The sequence below is a fragment of the Herbaspirillum sp. RTI4 genome (genome assembly GCF_034313965.1).
Classification (GTDB): domain Bacteria; phylum Pseudomonadota; class Gammaproteobacteria; order Burkholderiales; family Burkholderiaceae_D; genus Herbaspirillum.
In genome coordinates, this window is the sequence record NZ_JAVIWQ010000002.1 from 1,655,203 (window position 1) to 1,674,916 (window position 19,714).

At 54.8% G+C, this 19,714-nt stretch carries 20 protein-coding genes; 8 read left to right on the top strand and 12 right to left on the bottom strand.

Translation table 11 applies throughout. The features are described 5' to 3' along the window. Positions 1–32 precede the first annotated feature (32 nt). The 3 genes from RGU70_RS07580 to aroG all read left to right on the top strand — a co-directional run bounded on the left by RGU70_RS07580 (position 33) and on the right by aroG (position 3,814). Entirely contained in the window at positions 33–839 is an 807-nt protein-coding gene (locus RGU70_RS07580; protein WP_322208784.1) for a carbon-nitrogen hydrolase family protein, read from the top strand. A gap of 126 nt (positions 840–965) precedes the next feature. Beyond that, positions 966–2,426, top strand: a complete 1,461-nt coding sequence (tldD, locus tag RGU70_RS07585) for a metalloprotease TldD (RefSeq protein WP_322208785.1) — start codon at positions 966–968, stop codon at positions 2,424–2,426. 329 nt (positions 2,427–2,755) lie between these two features. Further along, positions 2,756–3,814, top strand: coding sequence for a 3-deoxy-7-phosphoheptulonate synthase AroG (gene aroG, locus RGU70_RS07590; RefSeq protein ID WP_322208787.1), 1,059 nt, complete (start codon positions 2,756–2,758; stop codon positions 3,812–3,814). A gap of 188 nt (positions 3,815–4,002) precedes the next feature. Here aroG and RGU70_RS07595 read toward each other — a convergent pair whose 3' ends face one another. Continuing rightward, positions 4,003–4,488 (bottom strand): YajQ family cyclic di-GMP-binding protein, encoded by a 486-nt coding sequence (locus tag RGU70_RS07595; protein ID WP_322208788.1) that lies wholly within the window; start codon positions 4,486–4,488, stop codon positions 4,003–4,005. A gap of 94 nt (positions 4,489–4,582) precedes the next feature. On the opposite strand from RGU70_RS07595, the gene murB reads away from it, so the two are divergent. Next, a complete protein-coding gene (murB, locus tag RGU70_RS07600) occupies positions 4,583–5,608 on the top strand; it encodes a UDP-N-acetylmuramate dehydrogenase (RefSeq protein ID WP_322208789.1) in 1,026 nt (341 codons plus the stop codon). A 267-nt stretch (positions 5,609–5,875) separates the two neighbouring features. Here the strand turns inward: murB and RGU70_RS07605 are convergent, their stop codons facing one another. From RGU70_RS07605 to RGU70_RS07635, 7 genes are all read right to left on the bottom strand, one after another. After that, entirely contained in the window at positions 5,876–6,367 is a 492-nt protein-coding gene (locus RGU70_RS07605) for a DUF3828 domain-containing protein (protein ID WP_322208790.1), read from the bottom strand. Between the two features lie 297 nt (positions 6,368–6,664). Beyond that, positions 6,665–6,979 (bottom strand): pyrimidine/purine nucleoside phosphorylase, encoded by a 315-nt coding sequence (locus RGU70_RS07610; protein ID WP_322208791.1) that lies wholly within the window; start codon positions 6,977–6,979, stop codon positions 6,665–6,667. 98 nt (positions 6,980–7,077) lie between these two features. Further along, positions 7,078–8,310 carry an argininosuccinate synthase gene (locus RGU70_RS07615; RefSeq protein ID WP_322208792.1) on the bottom strand — a complete coding sequence of 411 codons (1,233 nt, stop codon included), beginning with the start codon at positions 8,308–8,310 and terminating at the stop codon, positions 7,078–7,080. 72 nt (positions 8,311–8,382) lie between these two features. After that, positions 8,383–9,300 carry an ornithine carbamoyltransferase gene (gene argF, locus RGU70_RS07620; RefSeq protein ID WP_322208793.1) on the bottom strand — a complete coding sequence of 306 codons (918 nt, stop codon included), beginning with the start codon at positions 9,298–9,300 and terminating at the stop codon, positions 8,383–8,385. 107 nt (positions 9,301–9,407) lie between these two features. Continuing rightward, positions 9,408–10,349 (bottom strand): ribosome small subunit-dependent GTPase A, encoded by a 942-nt coding sequence (gene rsgA / locus RGU70_RS07625; protein WP_322208794.1) that lies wholly within the window; start codon positions 10,347–10,349, stop codon positions 9,408–9,410. Positions 10,350–10,353: 4 nt separating this feature from the next. Next, entirely contained in the window at positions 10,354–10,713 is a 360-nt protein-coding gene (locus tag RGU70_RS07630; protein WP_322208795.1) for a 4a-hydroxytetrahydrobiopterin dehydratase, read from the bottom strand. Between the two features lie 8 nt (positions 10,714–10,721). Next, entirely contained in the window at positions 10,722–12,005 is a 1,284-nt protein-coding gene (locus RGU70_RS07635; RefSeq protein ID WP_322208796.1) for a M48 family metallopeptidase, read from the bottom strand. Between the two features lie 110 nt (positions 12,006–12,115). On the opposite strand from RGU70_RS07635, the gene orn reads away from it, so the two are divergent. Next, entirely contained in the window at positions 12,116–12,712 is a 597-nt protein-coding gene (orn, locus tag RGU70_RS07640; protein WP_322208797.1) for an oligoribonuclease, read from the top strand. Positions 12,713–12,877: 165 nt separating this feature from the next. On the opposite strand, the gene RGU70_RS07645 is transcribed toward orn, so the two are convergent. Together RGU70_RS07645 and RGU70_RS07650 are read right to left on the bottom strand one after the other, a co-directional pair. Continuing rightward, on the bottom strand, positions 12,878–13,537 hold the full coding sequence (locus RGU70_RS07645; RefSeq protein WP_322208798.1) for an outer membrane beta-barrel protein: 660 nt from the start codon (positions 13,535–13,537) through the stop codon (positions 12,878–12,880). 259 nt (positions 13,538–13,796) lie between these two features. Further along, complete coding sequence (locus RGU70_RS07650) at positions 13,797–14,507, bottom strand: UPF0149 family protein (RefSeq protein ID WP_322208799.1); 711 nt, start codon at positions 14,505–14,507, stop codon at positions 13,797–13,799. 83 nt (positions 14,508–14,590) lie between these two features. Here RGU70_RS07650 and RGU70_RS07655 point away from each other — a divergent pair, with 83 nt between their 5' ends. Further along, positions 14,591–15,586 (top strand): serine/threonine protein kinase, encoded by a 996-nt coding sequence (locus tag RGU70_RS07655; RefSeq protein WP_322208800.1) that lies wholly within the window; start codon positions 14,591–14,593, stop codon positions 15,584–15,586. 8 nt (positions 15,587–15,594) lie between these two features. Further along, positions 15,595–16,203 (top strand): DNA-3-methyladenine glycosylase I, encoded by a 609-nt coding sequence (locus RGU70_RS07660; RefSeq protein ID WP_322208801.1) that lies wholly within the window; start codon positions 15,595–15,597, stop codon positions 16,201–16,203. Between the two features lie 86 nt (positions 16,204–16,289). On the opposite strand, the gene RGU70_RS07665 is transcribed toward RGU70_RS07660, so the two are convergent. Both RGU70_RS07665 and RGU70_RS07670 read right to left on the bottom strand, forming a co-directional pair. Next, the gene (locus tag RGU70_RS07665) at positions 16,290–17,723 is read right to left on the bottom strand and encodes an NAD-dependent succinate-semialdehyde dehydrogenase (protein ID WP_322208802.1); all 1,434 of its coding nucleotides are present in this window, start codon (positions 17,721–17,723) and stop codon (positions 16,290–16,292) included. A gap of 231 nt (positions 17,724–17,954) precedes the next feature. Then, complete coding sequence (locus RGU70_RS07670) at positions 17,955–19,007, bottom strand: GGDEF domain-containing protein (protein ID WP_322208803.1); 1,053 nt, start codon at positions 19,005–19,007, stop codon at positions 17,955–17,957. 453 nt (positions 19,008–19,460) lie between these two features. Here RGU70_RS07670 and RGU70_RS07675 point away from each other — a divergent pair, with 453 nt between their 5' ends. Further along, positions 19,461–19,691, top strand: coding sequence for a hypothetical protein (locus RGU70_RS07675; RefSeq protein WP_322208804.1), 231 nt, complete (start codon positions 19,461–19,463; stop codon positions 19,689–19,691). Positions 19,692–19,714 lie beyond the last annotated feature (23 nt).

The window sequence follows — 19,714 nt, forward strand, 5'->3', positions numbered from 1 at the left end:
GCATCGACGGCTATTTTCGAAGGAGTGCAGACATGGGCAACACATTTAAGGTGGCGGCGGTACAGATGGTATCGACGCCGCAGGTCGAAGAAAACATGCAGGTCGCGCGCGAGCAGGTGGCGCTGGCGGCAGAGCAGGGCGCGCAACTGGTGCTCTTGCCGGAATACTGGCCGATCATGGGCCTGCATGAAAACGACAAGCTGGTGCATGCGGAACAGGACGGCGACGGGCCGCTGCAAACTTTCATGGCGGAGCTGGCGGCGCAGCATGGCATCTGGCTGATTGGCGGGACGCTGCCGCTGGCGAGTGCGGAAGCGGGCAAGGTCGTCAACACCACGCTGGTGTATGGGCCGGATGGGCAGCGCGTGGTGCGCTACGACAAAATTCACCTGTTCAGTTTCGCCAAGGGTGAGGAAGTCTACGATGAGGCACGCACGATCGTGCGCGGCGATAGCGTCGGCAGTTTCGAAGCGCCATTCGGCAAGGTGGGTTTGTCGGTGTGCTACGACTTGCGTTTTCCCGAGCTGTACCGGGCGCTCGGCGAGTGCGCGCTGATCGTGGTGCCGGCGGCGTTTACCTATACGACAGGGCAGGCGCATTGGGAAATTCTGCTGCGGGCGCGGGCCATTGAAAATCAGTGCTATGTGCTGGCGTCGGCGCAGGGGGGCAAGCATGTGAATGGGCGTCGTACCTGGGGCCACAGCATGCTGATCGATCCTTGGGGCGAGGTGAAATCCGTGCTGCCGGAAGGCGTTGGTCTGGTCAGCGGCGAGATTGACGCCCTTCGTCTACAATATGTCAGAGAAAGTCTGCCTGCATTGAAACACCGTAAGCTGTAGCGCTGTGAAGGGAGTTTCAATCAGCCCTGGCGCGGCGGCAATAGTCTTCCCGGCAATCCCTAACATTTCGTCCACCCGACTATCGGGTCGGCTCTTTACCCCTAGTCAACGTAGTAGCGATCCATTATGAAACCATACGAACCGAATCTGAGTGCTCTTGCCGTCGCCCGCGATATTTTGCTGACCCCCTTCGGGCTGGATGAATCCAAACTGATGTCGGCGCTGGGCAGCATGTTCCACCACAAGGTGGACTATGCCGATCTGTACTTCCAGTTCACGAAGAGCGAAGGCTGGAGTCTTGAGGAAGGCATCGTCAAGACCGGTAGTTTTGCAATCGATCAGGGCGTCGGCGTGCGGGCAGTGGTCGGTGACAAGACGGCGTTTTCGTATTCCGATGAAATTTCCGAACTGGCCTTGCTGGAAGCCGCTGCGGCCACGCGTACGATTGCGCGTCAGGGTAGTGGCAAGATCAAGGTGGCCGGTGCGGCCAAGCACAGTGGCGGCCGCTCCTTATATCTGCCGAACGATCCGCTCAATTCGCTGGACGCGACCGCCAAGGTCACGCTGCTGGAGCGTGTCGAACGCATCGCCCGTAGCAAGGACCCGCGCGTGGTGCAGGTGATGGCCAGTCTGGCCGGAGAATACGATGTGGTGCTGGTGGCGCGCAGCGACGGCGTGATCGCTGCCGATATCCGGCCGCTGGTGCGGGTGTCGGTGACGGTGATTGCGGAACAAAACGGTCGACGTGAAATGGGTAGCAGCGGCGGCGGCGGTCGCTACAGCTATGACTATTTCAGCGATGAGCTGCTGGAACAATATGCGTCGGAAGCCGTGGCAACGGCGCTGGTCAATCTGGATGCGCGGCCGGCACCGGCGGGTGCCATGACCGTGGTCTTGGGTTCCGGCTGGCCGGGCATTCTGCTGCACGAAGCGATCGGTCACGGACTGGAAGGCGATTTCAATCGCAAGGGTTCCAGCACGTTTTCCGGCCGTATCGGCGAACGGGTGGCGGCCAAGGGCGTTACGGTGGTCGATGATGGCACGCTGGCTAACCGGCGCGGCTCGCTCAATATTGACGATGAGGGGAATCCCACTCAGTGCACGACGCTGATCGAGGATGGCATTCTGAAGGGCTATATTCAGGACACAATGAATGCGCGCCTGATGAAAATGCCGGTGACCGGTAATGCACGACGCGAATCGTTCGCTCACTTGCCGATGCCGCGCATGACCAATACCTATATGCCGAGTGGCGACAAGGACCCGCAAGAAATTATTGCCTCCGTCAAACATGGCTTGTATGCGGTCAATTTCGGCGGCGGTCAGGTCGATATTACGAACGGCAAGTTCGTGTTTTCGGCCAGCGAAGCCTACATGATTGAAAATGGCAAGATTACTTATCCGGTCAAGGGCGCTACGTTGATCGGTAATGGCCCTGATGTGTTGAACCGGGTCTCGATGATAGGCAATGACATGCGGCTTGATCCGGGTGTCGGTGTGTGCGGCAAGGAAGGGCAAAGCGTACCGGTGGGCGTAGGCCAGCCGACCTTGCGTATCGATGGCGTGACAGTGGGTGGGACTGCATGATTTGTGCATATGACCATGCGATGAGTGCTTAAAATGCAATAAATACTCATTTTTAGCGATTTTCTGAGAAAATTTCCTGCTCCGCTTGCCAATGCTAGAAAAATGTAGCAATATGCGTTCTTAGATTTGAAACTTACTGACGAAATATGTCTAGCCACCACGCTTACTTTTATTATTTTTACTTTAGCTATTCCAGCCCAAAGGCGGTGAAAAGCGGTAAGCGTGCGTAAGCAGAGACTTTAAACCGAATTCAAAAACCGCCAGCGATGGCGGTTTTTTTTTACCCGATCATGTTGCCGTATCGAAGCGACCGAAACCTGGAGAGAAAAATGCCGCGCACCGATGATTTAAGAATAAGAGAAATGAAAGAATTGCTTCCCCCCTCGCATTTGATCCGCGAACTCGGTCTGACCGAAAAGATTTCCGCCACAACGGCGGATTGCCGCACCGCGCTGCATCGCATCCTGCACGGCCAGGACGACCGCCTGATGGTAGTGATTGGCCCTTGCTCGATTCACGACACCAAGGCGGCGATGGAATACGCCCGCCGTCTGGCTGGCGAGCGTGATCGTTTCAAGGGCGAGCTGGAAATCGTCATGCGTGTCTACTTTGAAAAGCCACGCACTACAGTGGGATGGAAGGGCTTGATTAATGACCCCTACATGGACAACAGCTTCCGTATCAACGATGGTTTGCGCACGGCGCGCGAACTGCTGCTCAATATCAACGATCTGGGCTTGCCAGCCGGTACCGAATTCCTCGATGTGATCAGCCCGCAATACATTGCCGATCTGATTAGCTGGGGAGCGATTGGCGCGCGTACGACCGAATCGCAGGTGCATCGTGAGCTGGCGTCCGGCTTGTCCTGCCCGGTCGGATTCAAGAATGGTACCGATGGCAATGTCAAAATTGCGGTCGATGCGATCAAGGCGGCGTCGCAGCCGCATCATTTTCTGTCGGTGACCAAGGGCGGCCATTCGGCCATCGTTTCGACTTCGGGGAATGAGGACTGCCACATCATTCTGCGCGGCGGCAAGCAGCCCAACTACGATGCTGCCAGCGTGGATGCCGCCTGCAAGGATATCGCCGGTAACGGTCTGGCATCGCGCCTGATGGTCGATGCCTCGCATGCCAATAGTTCCAAGAAATGGGAAAACCAGGTCCCGGTCTGTGCCGATATCGGCGCGCAAATTGCGGGTGGCGATCAGCGCATCGTTGGCGTGATGGTGGAGTCGCATCTGGTGGCGGGTCGGCAAGATATGGTGCCGGGCAAGGAACTGACGTACGGTCAGTCGATTACCGACGGTTGCATCAATTGGGAGGATAGCGTGGCAGTGCTGGAGGGATTGGCGCAGGCCGTACGGCAACGTCGTTTGGTAGGCGAATAAGCAGGATTCTTCAGAAGTGCAATTTTGGTCTGAATTGGTCTGAATTGGTCTGAAGGAGTGTTTGAAAAGAGCGCCGCTATGTGCCGATGGAAGGCATATGGCGGCGTTTTTCATTGCGGGGGTACTGTGTGGTGTTGGGAGGGGGCAATTTGCCATCGCAGGCAGACTTGCCCGTGCGCGGAGACGTCTTAATCGCGGAAGTTGTTGAATTCCAGCGGCAGATCGGCAATTTCCTTGCGCAGCATGGCCATCGCCGCTTGCAAATCGTCGCGCTTGGCACCGGTGATGCGTACGGCATCGCCCTGAATGCTGGCCTGTACCTTCATCTTGCTGTCCTTAACCACGCGCACGATTTTTTTTGCGTCGTCGGCTTCGATACCGTCCTTGACCTTGATAACTTGCTTGACCTTGTCGCCGCCAATTTTTTCGATTTTGCCGATATCGAGAAAACGGATATCCACATTGCGCTTGACCATTTTCGAGGTCAGCACGTCGCGCACCTGGGCGAGTTGGAATTCGGAATCGGCATAGGCAGACAGATCGCGCTCTTTCAGCTCAACCCGGGCGTCGCTGCCCTTGAAGTCGAAGCGCGTGGTGATTTCCTTGTTCGCTTGTGCAACGGCATTCTTGACCTCTTCCACATTGGCTTCTGAAACGGTGTCGAACGATGGCATGGCAATTCCTTCTATATTGATATGTACGCATTTTAACGGACTGACTGACAGTTAGCGTAATTTGCCAGAGTCTTGCCGCTATAATTTCACCCCTATGCTGCCCATTCCCCTTCAGCGCGATTTTTCATTGCGCAATTTCAATACCTTTGGCGTCGACGCCCGGGCCCTTGCTTACCTCGAAGTTACGGATGCCGACATCCTCGCTGCCGTCAGGCGGGACAGCGCTTTGTCGGCTTTGCCGCGGCTGGTGTTGGGCGGCGGCAGCAATCTGCTGCTGACCCGCGATTTCCCCGGATTAGTGCTGCATATGCGCAACCGTGGCATCGCCATCGCCGGGGAGGATGCGGACTATGTCTACGTGCGCGCTGCCGCCGGCGAAAGCTGGCATGGGCTGGTGGAGTGGACATTGGCGCAGGGGCTGGGTGGACTGGAAAATCTGGCGCTGATTCCCGGCAGTGTCGGTGCCGCACCGATCCAGAACATCGGCGCTTATGGTGTCGAACTCAAGGATCGTTTTCATCAGGCGCTGGCCTACGATTTTCTGACTGGCGAACGGATGACTCTGGATACGCTTGCTTGCGCCTTTGCTTATCGCGACAGTGTTTTCAAGCAGACGCTGCGCAATCGCGCCGTGGTACTGGAAGTGACGCTGGCTCTGCCGCGGCGCTGGCAAGCCAATTGTCGCTATGCCGATGTAGCGCAGGCGTTGGAGGCTTCAGGGATTACTGATCCGACACCAAGGGAGATAGCGGACGCCGTGATAGCGATACGTCGCCGCAAGCTGCCTGACCCTGCCGTGACAGGCAATGCCGGAAGTTTTTTCAAGAACCCATTGGTATCGGCGCAGCGGTATCAGGAACTGGCACTGCTCTGGCCGCAATTGACTGGCTATGTGCAGCCAGATGGCAGCTATAAGCTGGCAGCGGGCTGGCTGATTGATCAATGCGGCTGGAAAGGCCGGCAGCTAGGTGCGGCGGGTGTGTATGAGAAGCAGGCGCTGGTGCTGGTCAATCGAGGCGGTGCCAGCGGCCAGGAGATTGCGGAGCTGGCGAAAGCGATACAGGCCGATGTTGAGGCGCGCTTTGGCGTGAGGCTGGAGCCGGAGCCGGTTTATATCTGATCGATATCAGGGCCATTATTGTGTTCCGTTGGCAGCTGCAGCTGCAGCTGCATTTGCGTTTGCAGCCGCCATTGATTTTCCTGCAATTGACTTCCCTTTGTGAGAAGTCATACCTAATCAGTTCCTATTGGTAACCTGGCTTGTTAACTGTCCAACAGTTTGGACGGGACAGTTTCGGTTGAATGCGGGCTATTATTTTTACGGATAAAAAAATCCCGTGAATGGGACTGATAAGCCGAGCTACTGGCGTCTGGAGTAAGGCCAAAATTAGTCAGGAATTTTTGTTATTGCCCGTATTTTCCAGATATCTTTTTTACGGATTAATTTGATATTGAGTCGAACGAGGTTTAGTTCTGCTAAGCCTAGGGTTACGGCAACCGTCGCAGTGTCCCCATTTATTTTCGCTTTCCCAATCTTTATATTCTGGATCCAGTCGTCAAAACAACAATCCTCCGCTTGAACGAAGGGAATGTTACCTACAAATTCCTGAGTTTCTTCTTCTTTTTCAATTTCACGGAGTAACTCATCGGAAATGTAAGAGGAGAATTTGGTTTTTTCATCGTTTGGTGAGTCGGCCTCTTCACGCGAATAACTCAGATACCATTGGTAAAAGCTCAATACGGTTGCTGAAGGTGAAGATTGGGTTTCGGCCTGCGCCGACTGCCGGAGTGATAATTGAACTAATAAAGTCAGCAGGCATAGTGCGATAAAAATACCTATTTTTGAGGTAATAAATGTGTTCTGAGTTTTGAATGGCATAGTAAATAGGCAACGATGGAACGGCAAAGTCAGATGGGAGGTTTCGATCGTCTGGCAATACAGATTTTTAGTTATTTTTATCTGATTCTGGCGAAGCGTTGCAGCGTTATATAAGGTTATTGAAAATCATTTTTAAAAAACAATTATGATTTTAATTTCCGAATAAATAATTAAGACGGGTCAGATTTCTTCGTCAATTAAACGAGGAAAGCGGTATTGCAGGAGGGGAGAGAGAAGCGCCGCGCCTTAGCGCGGGCTTTTGAGATGGTTCAAACCTGACGAGACTGACCGTGGCTGTCAGCCGAAATGACAAACATAATCCAGCGTTTCCAGCGTTTCGATATCGAAACTGGAATTGGCCGGCACGTCGAAACGGGTGCCTGCGGCGTAGGTGGTCCAGAGCGTTTCGCCCTGGAGTTTTACCTTGCAGACGCCGCCATTGATTTCCATGATTTCGGGTGCGCCGGTATTGAAGGTCAGCGATGAAGGCAGGATCACGCCCAGGCTTTTTTTGCTGCCGTCAGCAAAGACGATGGTGTGCGAAATGCATTTGCCGTCGAAATAAACATTGGCTTTCTTGATGGCCGATACGTGGTCGAATTGGGTGCTCATCGATCATTTCCTTGAATGTTGACTTTGTCTGATCTGCCGCCCGGCTCTCCACGGCATTCAGCCGGGAAAGCGGGCGTCAATTTCTTAGTGCCTCAGTTTTACTGACCGCGCTTCGTTTTAGCATTGGCGGCAATTCGCATGCGCAAGGCATTGAGCTTGATGAAGCCGCCGGCATCGGCCTGATCGTAGGCGCCATTGTCGTCGTCGAAGGTGGCGATTTGCTGATCGAACAGGGAATCGGTCTTCGAGTCGCGGCTGACCACGATCACATTGCCCTTGTACAGCTTCACGCGCACCCAGCCGTTGACCGTTTGCTGCGTCTGGTCGATCAGGGTTTGCAAGGTGAGCCGTTCCGGCGCCCACCAGTAACCGTTGTAAATCATCGACGCATAGCGCGGCATCAGATCGTCTTTCAGATGGGCGACTTCGCGGTCCAGTGTGATCGATTCAATAGCGCGGTGGGCGCGCAGCATGATGGTGCCGCCCGGGGTTTCGTAGCAGCCGCGCGATTTCATGCCGACGTAGCGGTTTTCGACCAGATCCAGACGGCCGATACCGTGTTTGCCGCCGAGGCGGTTCAGTTCGGTCAGCACAGTGGCGGGCGAGAGGCGCTTGCCGTTGAGGGCGACGATGTCGCCTTTTTCGTATTCGATATCGAGGTATTCGGCTTGGTCAGGTGCCGCTTCCGGGCTGACCGTCCAGCGCCACATGCTTTCTTCGGCTTCCGCTGCTGGATTTTCCAGATGGCGGCCTTCGAAGCTGATGTGCAGCAGGTTGGCGTCCATGGAGTAGGGCGCGCCGCCGTTTTTGTGCTTCATGTCGATTTCGATGCCGGCGTCTTCCGCGTATTTCAACAATTTTTCACGCGACAGCAAATCCCATTCGCGCCACGGGGCGATGACTTTGACGTTCGGCATCAGGGCATACGCACCTAGTTCAAAGCGCACCTGATCGTTACCCTTGCCGGTGGCCCCGTGCGAAATGGTATCGGCACCGGTGGCGCGGGCGATTTCGATGAGCCGTTTGGCGATCAGCGGACGGGCGATGGAGGTGCCCAGCAGGTATTCGCCTTCGTACACGGTATTGGCGCGAAACATCGGGAAGACGAAGTCGCGCACGAATTCTTCCCGTACATCGTCGATGAAAATATTTTCCGGCTTGATGCCGAATTTCAGCGCTTTTTGACGCGCCGGTTCCACTTCTTCGCCCTGACCCAGGTCGGCGGTGAAGGTGATGATTTCACACTGATAATTATCTTGCAGCCATTTCAGGATGACCGAGGTGTCGAGTCCACCGGAATAGGCCAGTACTACTTTTTTTACGTCGCTCATGGTTTGCTTTCTGCTTACTTGTCGGTTATGAATAAATGAGGGGTGCCGGAAGGGGCGGGGCCTTCTGGAGCATCAGCTAATTTTGCCCAGTACCAGGTATTCCAGCAGCGCTTTTTGCACATGCAGCCGGTTTTCCGCTTCGTCCCAGACCACCGATTGCGGCCCGTCAATCACGTCGGCGGAAACTTCTTCGCCGCGATGTGCTGGCAGGCAGTGCATGAACAGTGCGTCAGATTTGGCCCGGCGCATTTTTTCAGCATCGACGATCCAGCCGTCGAAGGCTTTCAGGCGGGCGTTTTTTTCCTCTTCGTAGCCCATGCTGGTCCAGACATCGGTCGTGACCAGATCGGCGTCGTGACAGGCATCGGCCGGATGGGCAAAGAAGGTGTAGCGACTCGCGCCCTCGGCAGAAACCTGCGTGGGATCGATATCGTAGCCGGCAGGGGTCGACACATTGATGTGGAAACCGAACACGGCGGCCGCTTGCAGCCAGGAATACAGCATGTTGTTGGCGTCACCGACCCAGGCCACGATCTTGCCGGCGATGGAGCCGCGATGCTCGATGAAGGTGAAAATATCGGCCAGTACCTGACAGGGATGCTGTTCGTTGGTCAGGCCATTGATCACCGGGACCCGCGAAGAACTGGCGAAGCGCTCGATGATTTCCTGACCGAAGGTGCGGATCATGATCACGTCGCACATGCGCGAAATCACTTGCGCCGCATCTTCTATCGGTTCGCCGCGACCGAGCTGGCTGTCGCGGGTATTGAGATAGATGGCGGCACCGCCCAGCTGGTGCATGCCGGCTTCAAATGACAGCCGGGTGCGGGTGGAATTTTTTTCGAACACCATCACCAGCGTGCGGTCTGCCAGCGGGTGATACGGTTTGTAATCTTTGAACTTGCGTTTGATGATGCTCGCGCGCTCCATGACGTATTGATACTCGTCGAGGGAGAAGTCAGAGAATTGCAGATAATGTTTGATTGCCATAAATGAAAACGGCGGCCTGATTTCTCCGCCGCCGGTTGTGGTAACTGGTTCAATTATAAGGGATTTTGTAGCATTTCCAAGCTTGATTGGGATGAAAGAGCCGGCGTTTAGTATAGCTTTTGCGAGGATTCGTGCAGTAATTGCGCATACAGGGTGTGCCGCATGGCGGCGATCTTGTTGTCATGCACCGCTGCCAGCACGGCACAACTCGGTTCCGCGAGGTGATGGCAGTTGTAGAACTTGCAATGACCCAGATACGGAGTGAATTCACGGAAGGCGCGTTCCAGCATGCCTTCGCTGAGCTGATACAGGCCGAATTCCTGGAAGCCGGGCGAGTCGATGATGCTGGTTTCATCATCCATCAGATAGAGGCGGGTGAAGGTGGTGGTGTGCTTGCCGGTGTCGAGTGCGGCGGAAATTTCGCGCACGGCGATATCGGCACCCGGGATGATGAGATTAATCAGCGAAGATTTCCCCATGCCGGACTGGCCGATCAGGATGGTCGACTGGCCTTGCAGCAGCGGCATGAAACACTCGCGCGTGGCTTCCGGCGTGGCTCTGGCCGACACTTCATGGATCGGATAGCCCAGATTGCGATACACATCCAGCCGGGCGCGGGTGCGGTCCAGAACGTCCACCAGATCGCACTTGTTGAGCACGATATGGGCGGCGATGCCGGCCGCTTCGGCGGCCACCAGTGCGCGCGAAATGAGGTCGTCGGCAAAGCCGGGTTCGGTCGCCACGACGATGAATAATTGCGTGACGTTGGCTGCCAGCAGTTTCGATTTGTATTGATCGGAACGGTAGAGCAGGGTGCGGCGCTCTTCTATGCCTTCGATCACCGCCTGATTCAATGAGGTGCGTTGCAACTGCACGCGGTCGCCGACCGCGACGTCGGTCTTCTTGCCGCGGGTGACGCATTGCAGTTTGTCTTCACCGCTTTGGGCCAGATAGTGGCGGCCGTGAGCAGCAATGATGATGCCGATTTCGGTGGCAGCTTTGCTCAATCGAGCGTTTTTTGGCCCGGTGGCGGATTTCTTCGCTTGCATGTGTTCAGACACGCTTGGAAAAAGACAGGTCGAAGACGGCATCGACCTTGGCGGCGCAGATGAAATCATTGACCGACAGCCCACCTTTTCCCTCATTGACGCTATGCGTATCGAAACGGATGACGCAGCGGTTGTATGTGACGATCAATTCGGGGTGGTGGTCCTGCGCATGGACTACATAGGCAATAGCGTTGATGAATGCCAGGGTTTCATAGTAATTCTGAAAGGAGAAGGTCTTGACGATGTGCTGCCCGTCCTGCTCCCAGCCTTCGACGGCGGACAGATAATGCAGCACTTGCTGGGCGGATAAGGCGTCTGCCTGAGGCTGGCATTGCTGCGCCATCAGGTCGCTGGAATTTGACATGGAGATTCCTAACTTGCTTGGTGAAGATCGGCTGCGGCCGCATGCAGCTTGCTAATGCGGACGGTGGCAGGAGGATGCGAATCGTAAAAAGCCGAATGCAAGGGATCGGGAGTCAGTGTCGACGCATTGTCTTCATAGAGTTTGACCAGTGCCGACACCAGATCGGCGGCATTCGTGTGACGCACGGCAAAGGCGTCGGCTTCGAATTCGTGCTTGCGCGACGTCAGCGAGGACAGCGGCGACAGCAGGAAGGTGAAAATGGGCAGTGCCAGCATGAACAGGACCAGCGCCATGGCGTCGTTGTTGCCAAATAGCAAGGGATTAACGCCCAGGCCGGTATAAAACCAGACCTGATTCTTGAGAAAGCCGAGTAGTGCCAGGAAACCGAGCGACAGCAGGAACATGACCGCGATACGCTTGACGATGTGCTTGAGTTTGAAGTGCCCGAGTTCATGCGCCAGCACTGCTTCGATTTCCTGCGGGGCCAGCCGGGCCAGCAAGGTATCGAAAAAGACAATTCGCTTTCCTGCGCCGAAGCCCGAGAAATAAGCATTGCCATGCGCGCTGCGCTTGGAACCGTCCATGACGAACAAGCCCTTGGAGGCAAATCCGACACGCGTCATCAGACCTTCTATGCGCGTGCGCAAGCTATCGTCGTCGAGCAGCGTGAATTTATTGAACAGGGGCGCAATGACGGAGGGGTACAAGACCATCATCAGTAGCTGGAAGGCGCTCAATACCAGCCAGACATACAGCCACCAGAACTGACCGGCGCTGGCCATCAGGGTCAGCGCCACCCACAGCAGCGGCAGGCCGATGACAGCGCCAAGTAGCGTGGATTTGAGCATGTCGATGAAAAACAGGCGCGGCGTCATTTTATTGAAGCCGTAATGTTGCTCCAGCACAAACTGACGGTAGTAGCCAAAAGGCAGGTCGATGACACCGGAAATGACGGAGAAGGCAACAATCAGACCAATCTGGTAGTACATGTCAGGTGCGCCGGCCCAATTCAGCAGAGCGCCCGACAGGAGCTGCAATCCACCCATCAGCGTGAAACCTATCAATACCGCGGCATTGATCCCCAGCGTGAGCATGCCGAATTTGGTTTTGCTGACGGTGTAATCGGCCGCTTTGCGGTGGGCGGCAGCGGGGATTTTTTCAGCGAATTCTTGCGGTACTGCATCACGATGCAGTAGCACATGGCGGATCTGGCGCGAACCCAGCCAGAAGCGCACGGTAAGGCTCAATAAGAGAAAAGCGCAAAACAAAACCGAAAACACGAGTGAAGACATGCTTGCCCTGTGAGAAAATGAATGCCCGCTTGCCGACCAGATCGTTATTCTTCATTGCGGATGACGAGGCGAATGACTTGCGGCGATGCTTAAAATTACAAGGAACGATTATGTCACAAGCCACCGATGGCAATGTTATCGCTAGCAACACGCCGCAGCAGGCGCGTCCCAATGAGTTCAATCTGGTGTGGGTCGATATGGAAATGACCGGCCTCGATCCCGATAATGACCGGATCATCGAAGTGGCCGTCGTGGTGACCGATTCGGAACTCAACATCCTGGCCGAAGGCCCTGTGTTTGCGATCCACCAATCCGATGAAACGCTCGACAAGATGGACGCCTGGAACAAGGGCACGCACGGCCGTTCGGGTCTGATCGAAAGAGTGAAGGCCTCTACCGTCTCGGAACTGGATGCGGAACTGGCGCTGATTGATTTCATGAAGCATCTGGTACCGGCTGGAAAATCGCCGATGTGCGGTAATACGATTTGTCAGGATCGTCGCTTTATGGCACGCGGTATGCCTAAGCTGGAAGCGTTCTTCCATTACCGTAATCTGGATGTATCGACGCTGAAGGAATTGTGCCGTCGCTGGAAACCGGAGCTGGTCAGCGGTTTCAAGAAGCATCAGAAGCATACGGCGCTGGCAGATATTCTGGAGTCGATTGAAGAATTGAAATACTACCGAGAGCATTTCATCAAGGCTTAGTGATTAAGTACTAGATAAGTACTCAGGTTGAAGTGACGTTGGATTAATCTTCTCTTGCCTGAATCAGACAGCACTGCCGGTTGCCGGCAGTGCTGTTTTTTCTGATAGTTCGCCCGCGATCAAACTGTTTAAAACTGTTGGGAGGAAATGGCTTCCTCCCATTTTTTAGAACGTGTAACGGACGCCTGCGGAGAGCAAGTGGTTTTGCATTTTTGCATCGGAGTCACTACTAACGGGAGTTTTTCCAAAATATTCGTATTCCACGCGTAGTGCCAGTTTAGGTGTGATTTTGTATTCTGCGCCTACGCCCAATAACAGGCTGACACTATGTTTTTTCGATTCATATTCGCGGGAATAGGAATAACCAGGGCCAGTATTTCTAGTGCTATCAGTAATTTTGGTGTTTTTATAGATGCCACCGACTTTACCCATTAACGAAATTTCGCTTGTAACCGGCAGTAGACCGACTGCAGCAATACCTAGACCGTAAGTTTTGACTTTAAAGTCTTCGTGATATCCGGCCCGTCTTTCTTCGGCGGTGTATTTCCCCATATCGATCCAGCTGCCTTCGATGGCGAAGTTCTGGTTGAATTGGTAGCCGCCATAAATTTTCATGCCGAGACCAGAATCTTTTTCTGAGACATCGTAGCCGTTCTTGCGGCGGCGATCTGCATAATCACCGATATCGTCGATGTCGGTATTTTGATAACCAAGACCACCACCCATATAAAAACCCGATTCGTCAGCAGCGAAAGAAGGGATGGAAACCAGTGCGGCGGTCATGGCGGCGAGGGTCAGTGAAGTACGTAAAATGCGTTTAGACATGATGCTTCCTTAATTAACAAATTGATGGAGCAGACAAAAAATTTGTCTGCCTGGTTCTGCATGAGCCGGGCTTGTTCTCTGGCTGTATCGCATTACATCAATTTGCTGAAATCAAGGACATCAGACGAGAACGAAAAGTCTCGTAAAACTTCGAAATACAAACCGCCGCGCAGAGAGTCTCCCCGGGCGGCGGTTGGTAAGGTTGTTGGCGGCTAACAACAGCTACGTTGCTGCCGCCTGATCATTCTTGCAATTTAGTTCATGTATTGGATTCCGAGTCGGGAACGTCCTGCCCGCAGCACTTCTTGAATTTCTTGCCGCTGCCGCAGGGACATACATCATTACGCCCGATTTTGGGTTGATCGCGCTGCACCGTTTCCACCGCCGATTTGCGCAGCGGTTGCCAGAAACGATAAATATGCGGGATCGCCGATTCGACTTCCACGGCCAGCTTGTCGGATTTGATCGGGGTATCAATCAGCAGCAATTCCTCTTCTTCCAGCTCATCTGCGCCGAGCAGATAAATCGGACGCATCAAGGGTGCCAGCGGCGAATCGAAAATGGCTTGCCATTGCGGCCAGCGCAGTTGCATGCCCTCCCAGAATCCGGCAGACCATGCCTCGCCGTCGAGCAGACTTTTGCCTTCCCATTCGCGTTCGCAAAACAGCGGTTCGTATTCTTTCGGTGCGACTTCCAGCGTGATCGCGATTTCATTCATGAAGCGGGCGATCAGGCCGGTCAGTCGTTCTGCTTCCTTTTCGGACGCAAATTGCGGCGGCGTCGGGCTGTCGTTGCTCCAGACCTGCGGCAGCCATTCGGCCATCAGCACTTCTTGCGGGCCGATCGCCAGCGCAGTCAGAAAACCGTGCAGGGTGTCCATGGTCATGCTGTCGTGGGCGCAGCGGTCGGAAAGCAGGAAATCGTCTAATTCTTCGAATTCTTCATCGGATAAGGGCTGGTCGAGTTGCATGATGGCGCTAACTTTAAAGGTAAAGACCGCAGTGTAATGCCTGCGCCCGGCGCGCGGGTGGCAAGCACGTACAATGGATCGCTATGGATACTACTGAAACCGCTCTATCGTTTGCCGGACTTTCCCCGGATACCGTACTTGATGCGCTGGAGTCGGTCGGATTGCAGGGCGATGGCCGTCTGCTGGCCCTTAACAGTTATGAAAACCGGGTGTACCAGATTGGCATGGATGAAGGGCCGCCGCTGATCGCCAAATTTTATCGGCCGCAACGCTGGAGCGACGCGGCGATTCTGGAAGAACACGCCTTCGTCGAGCAACTGGTCGCGGCGGAAATTCCAGTCGTGCCGGCGCTGCATCTGGCGGGGCAGGGCTCGTTGCATCATTTTGGCGGATTCTGTTTCTCGGTCTTTTCCCGTCATGGAGGGCGAGCGCCCGAACTTGAGGACAGCAACACGCTGGAATGGCTGGGCCGTTTCATCGGCCGCATCCACGCGTTGGGGGCGACGCGCGATTTCGCACTGCGACCAACGCTGGACATTGACACCTTCGGTCGTGAGTCGCGTGCCTACCTGCTGGAACACGACTTTATCCCCGCTGATTTACTGCCCTCCTGGCGTACCACGGTGGATCAGGCGCTCGAGGGCGTGCAGCGCTGCTTCGATCGCGCCGGGATGGTGCGCTTGATTCGCGTGCATGGCGACTGCCATGTCGGCAATGTGCTGTGGACCGACGCTGGCCCGCATTTTGTCGATTTTGACGATAGCCGCATGGCACCGGCGGTGCAGGATTTATGGATGCTGCTGTCGGGCGAGCGTAGCGACATGGTGCGGCAACTGAGCGATTTGCTGGCCGGCTATGAGAGTTTTTGCGATTTTGAGCCGCGTGAGCTATACCTGATCGAAGCCTTGCGCACCCTGCGGCTGATTCATTACGCCGCCTGGCTGGCGCGGCGCTGGGACGACCCGGCGTTTCCGGTGGCCTTCCCCTGGTTCAATACCCAGCGCTACTGGCAGGACCGGATATTGGAATTGCGCGAACAGATTGCTTTGATGGATGAGCCGCCTTTGTGGCCGGCATAGGGAAAACAATGACAACACAAGTACGCTGCGCCTGGGTCAATCTGGACAATCCGCTGTATGTGGACTATCACGACCACGAATGGGGTGTGCCCTGTCGCGATGAAACGCAATTGTTTGAAATGCTCAATCTGGAAGGGGCGCAAGCGGGACTCAGCTGGCAGACGGTGCTCAATAAGCGGGCCCATTACCGCACGGTTTTCGATGCCTGGGATGCCGAAAAAATCGCCACTTACGACCAGCGCAAGGTGGCGTCGTTACTGTCCGACCCGGGTATTATCCGTAATCCCTTGAAAGTTGCTTCGACGATCAATAACGCCCACAGCTATTTGCGGCTGCGCGAGGAAGTCGGCGGTCTGGCGCCGTTTTTATGGGCCTATGTCGATGAACAACCCATACGCAATGCCTGGCCGACCACGGCCGATTGCCCGGCTAAAACGCCCTTGTCCGACCGGATTGCCAAAGACCTTGCCAAGCGCGGATTCAAGTTCGTCGGCTCGACTATTGTTTATGCGTATATGCAGGCGATAGGAATGGTCAACGACCATTGCGTTGAGTGCTGTTGCTATGCAGCGCCGTTGGCGGCGGCCCCAGCCACCCTTATCGATACGGCCGATTAAATACAAAAGGGGCGCTACCTTCCGGCAGCGCCCCCTGATGCAGGCTGAATCAGATCAGTCGATTAGTCGATCAGTCGGCCGGTGGCTCAAATATCGAGCTGCGTCACCAGCTTGGTATTGAAGTAGGACTCGATCGCTTCGGTACCACCTTCAGAACCGTAGCCGCTGTCCTTGATGCCGCCGAACGGTATTTCCGGCAATGCCAGTCCGGGATGATTGATGGTCAGCATGCCGCATTCGACGCCGCTTGCCAGCGCATGTGTGGTTTTCGCCGAGCCGGTGTAAGCATAGGCAGCCAGGCCGAATGGCAAACGGTTGGCTTCGGTCAGCACTTCGTCCAGTGTGTCAAAGGAGTTGATGAGTGCCAGCGGGCCGAACGGTTCTTCATTCATGACGCGGGCCGTCAATGGCACATTGGTCAGCACGGTCGGGGCAAAGAAATAACCCTTGGTGCCGATGCGCTTGCCGCCGGTGCGCAGAGTAGCGCCCTGAGCGACGGCATCGTCGATCAATGCTTGCAGCGCAGGCAGGCGACGCTCGTTTGCCAGCGGGCCCATGGTGGTTTCTTTCTCCATGCCATCGCCGACTTTGAGTGCTTCAGCAGCGGCGACGAATTTATCGACGAAGCTGTTGAAGACATTTTTCTGCACCAGGAAGCGGGTCGGTGCGACGCAGACCTGACCGGCATTGCGGAATTTGCTTGCTGCCAGTTGCGCGACAGCGGTATCGATGTCGGCATCGTCGAAAATGATGGCCGGTGCATGACCGCCCAATTCCATTGTCGCCCGTTTCATGTGCTGGCCAGCCAGTGCCGCCAGTTGTTTGCCGATCGGGGTAGAGCCGGTAAAGGAGATTTTCTTGATGATCGGATGGGCGATCAGATACGATGAAATTTCCGCTGGTATGCCATAGACCAGATTGACGACGCCTGCTGGTACGCCGGCGTCGGCAAAGACGCGGATCAGTTCGGCCGGGGAGGACGGTGTTTCTTCCGGGGCTTTGACGATGATGGAGCAGCCTGCTGCCAGCGCGGCCGACAGTTTGCGCACAATCTGATTGAGCGGGAAATTCCACGGCGTAAAGGCAGCGACCGGGCCAACTGGCTCCTTGATCACCATTTGATACACACCCGGCGCACGGGCCGGCACCAGACGGCCGTAGGCGCGTCGGCTTTCTTCCGCAAACCATTCGATGGTATCGGCCGCGCCCAGCGTTTCGGCTTTCGCTTGCGCCAGCGGTTTACCTTGTTCCAGCGTCATTTGGATGGCGATGTCGCCAGCGCGCTCGCGCAGCAGACCTGCTGCTTTGCGCATCAGTTTGGAACGGTCGTAGGCCGACATGGCGCGCCAGACTTCAAAGCCGCGTTGTGCCGATGCCAGCGCCGCATCCAGATCTTCTTTGCTGGCATGGGGAATGGTACCGATGACCGCTTCTGTCGCGGGATTGACGACGGGGAGAGTGCGGCCGGAAAGACTTGGCATCCATTGACCATCAATGAATAACTGGACATTTTTATACATGAAAAACCTCGGCTGAAAAATGATGGGTGGGGAAAGTGGTGTGGCAAAAAGCGCCAACAGATAAGGATAGGGAGACAAAAATCGTGAATTTATCTTGCGGAATAAGGCCGCAAATAAGAGACGCTGCGTACCTTGACCCAGGCATCATTTATAACACGTAGCGGAAAAAACGGCTGGCGACGGTAGTAAATGAGGGGGATATGAGAGCCCCTGCGCAACCCGGTGCTGTCCTTAGAAAAATTCTACGGTGTCGTTGCTGATTTCAGATTGCAGCAAACCTGTGCTCACCAGTTCGTCATAGAAGCAAATTTGGTTGCGGCCATTTTCTTTGGCATAGTACAAAGCCTGATCGGCGTGTCCTAAGATGACGACGGGGGATTCACTTTTAATGTTGACAAAGCCCAGGCTGATGGTCACTTTGCCGACTTGCGGAAAGGCGTACTGCTCCACGTTATGACGGAAACGGTCGAAGATGCGCTGTGCCGACGTCAGCGTAGTCGAGCGCAGCAGAATGACAAATTCTTCTCCACCGAATCGGAAGATGCGGTCTTCCGTGCGGAATGAGGCTTTGAGCAGATTGGCAATGAGGATCAGGACTTCATCGCCATACAAATGACCGAAACGATCGTTGACCAGCTTGAAATGGTCGATGTCAACGACGGCCAGCCATTGCGTGTTGACGTCCTCAAGCTCTTGCCGGCGATCTTGTTGGACAGGAGCGTCTGGCCGCAATTCTGCGCTGGATGGGATCGCCGTAGTTTTGGTGAATTGTTCATCGAAAGTCTTGCGGTTCAGCAAGCCTGTCAGTGCATCGCGTTCGCTGTAATCGAGCAGGCTGTGATAGTTTTTATAAACCTGAAAAATGCCGTGGATGACATCCAGAATTTCTGGCGAGTAAGCTTTCAGATTGTGAATTTCGACGCAGATGCTGACCTTGTCGTTGTGCCAGACCGGCAGCCACAGTAAATGATCGCCGCTGGCCGTGACCGCTGTCGCGCTTTGCAGGCGGTGTTGGATACAGGAGAGTAATTCCGGGAAATTGCTGAGCGGTTCCTGGCTGACGGCATTGGTACTGGCGTATTCGGAGGCGATGACCGCAAGATCTTCCAGTGTCGTTTTCTGCTGGATCATCAGTTCACCGCGCACGGTAATAATTTCCAGGGTGCGTACACCGCTGACCCCCGTTAACTGATGGAGGGCAGAAAGTACCGCAATTTCCAGGTGGGAGTGATCGCGGTGTCCGGTAATTTCTACCAGATGGGCAAGAAAGGGACGTAGGGTCACGGAGTCAGTTTGTCTTATTTAATGTTTTTTTTATCAGACTCAATGCCCATCGAACAGATGGAAAAGTCTTGCGAAAGGTATTGCGTTTTTATTTTTCTTACTTTTCATCAACAATAAAAAAGTAAAAATGTATATTAGCAGCTCTACATGCTGTACTGCCTCATAAAACATAATTTTGATAGCACTTGCTTGCAATTAAGCGTTTTTAAGGGGATTTTATTGCCATGTGGAAATTATTGACAATGTTTTGTCGAGAAGCCTTGATGGCAGGCAAAGTATTTTCTATCGGGGATGGGTTGGGCGGCAAGAGCGCATCCGGATAATGCGCAGCAGGTCTTTGTACCCGGCATGGACTCAAGCGGCAATGACGGGGACGGGTTTTTCCATAGGCGCGCGCCGATGCACTTTGAAGCGCGTTATGATGGCGCCCTTGTCAAACTGGATGGAGGGCGTGTGGCCACACTCGAAGATGTCGTCAACAGGCAGCGCCAAGGGGCGCAATTCGTTATTTCAGCGCAAATGCTGGGAATGACCGTCGAGGAATTCGATTTGCTGGCGAGTAACTGGCTTGAGGAGGACGGCCCCGGCTTCAATGTGCTGGGCGTACCGCATAGGACGGTGATTGATGGTGAATTTCTCATCAGCCGGGTGACGGTGATCAAGGCGCATACCCAAGAAGGCTAGGTGGTGGCTTGCTCGATTGCAGG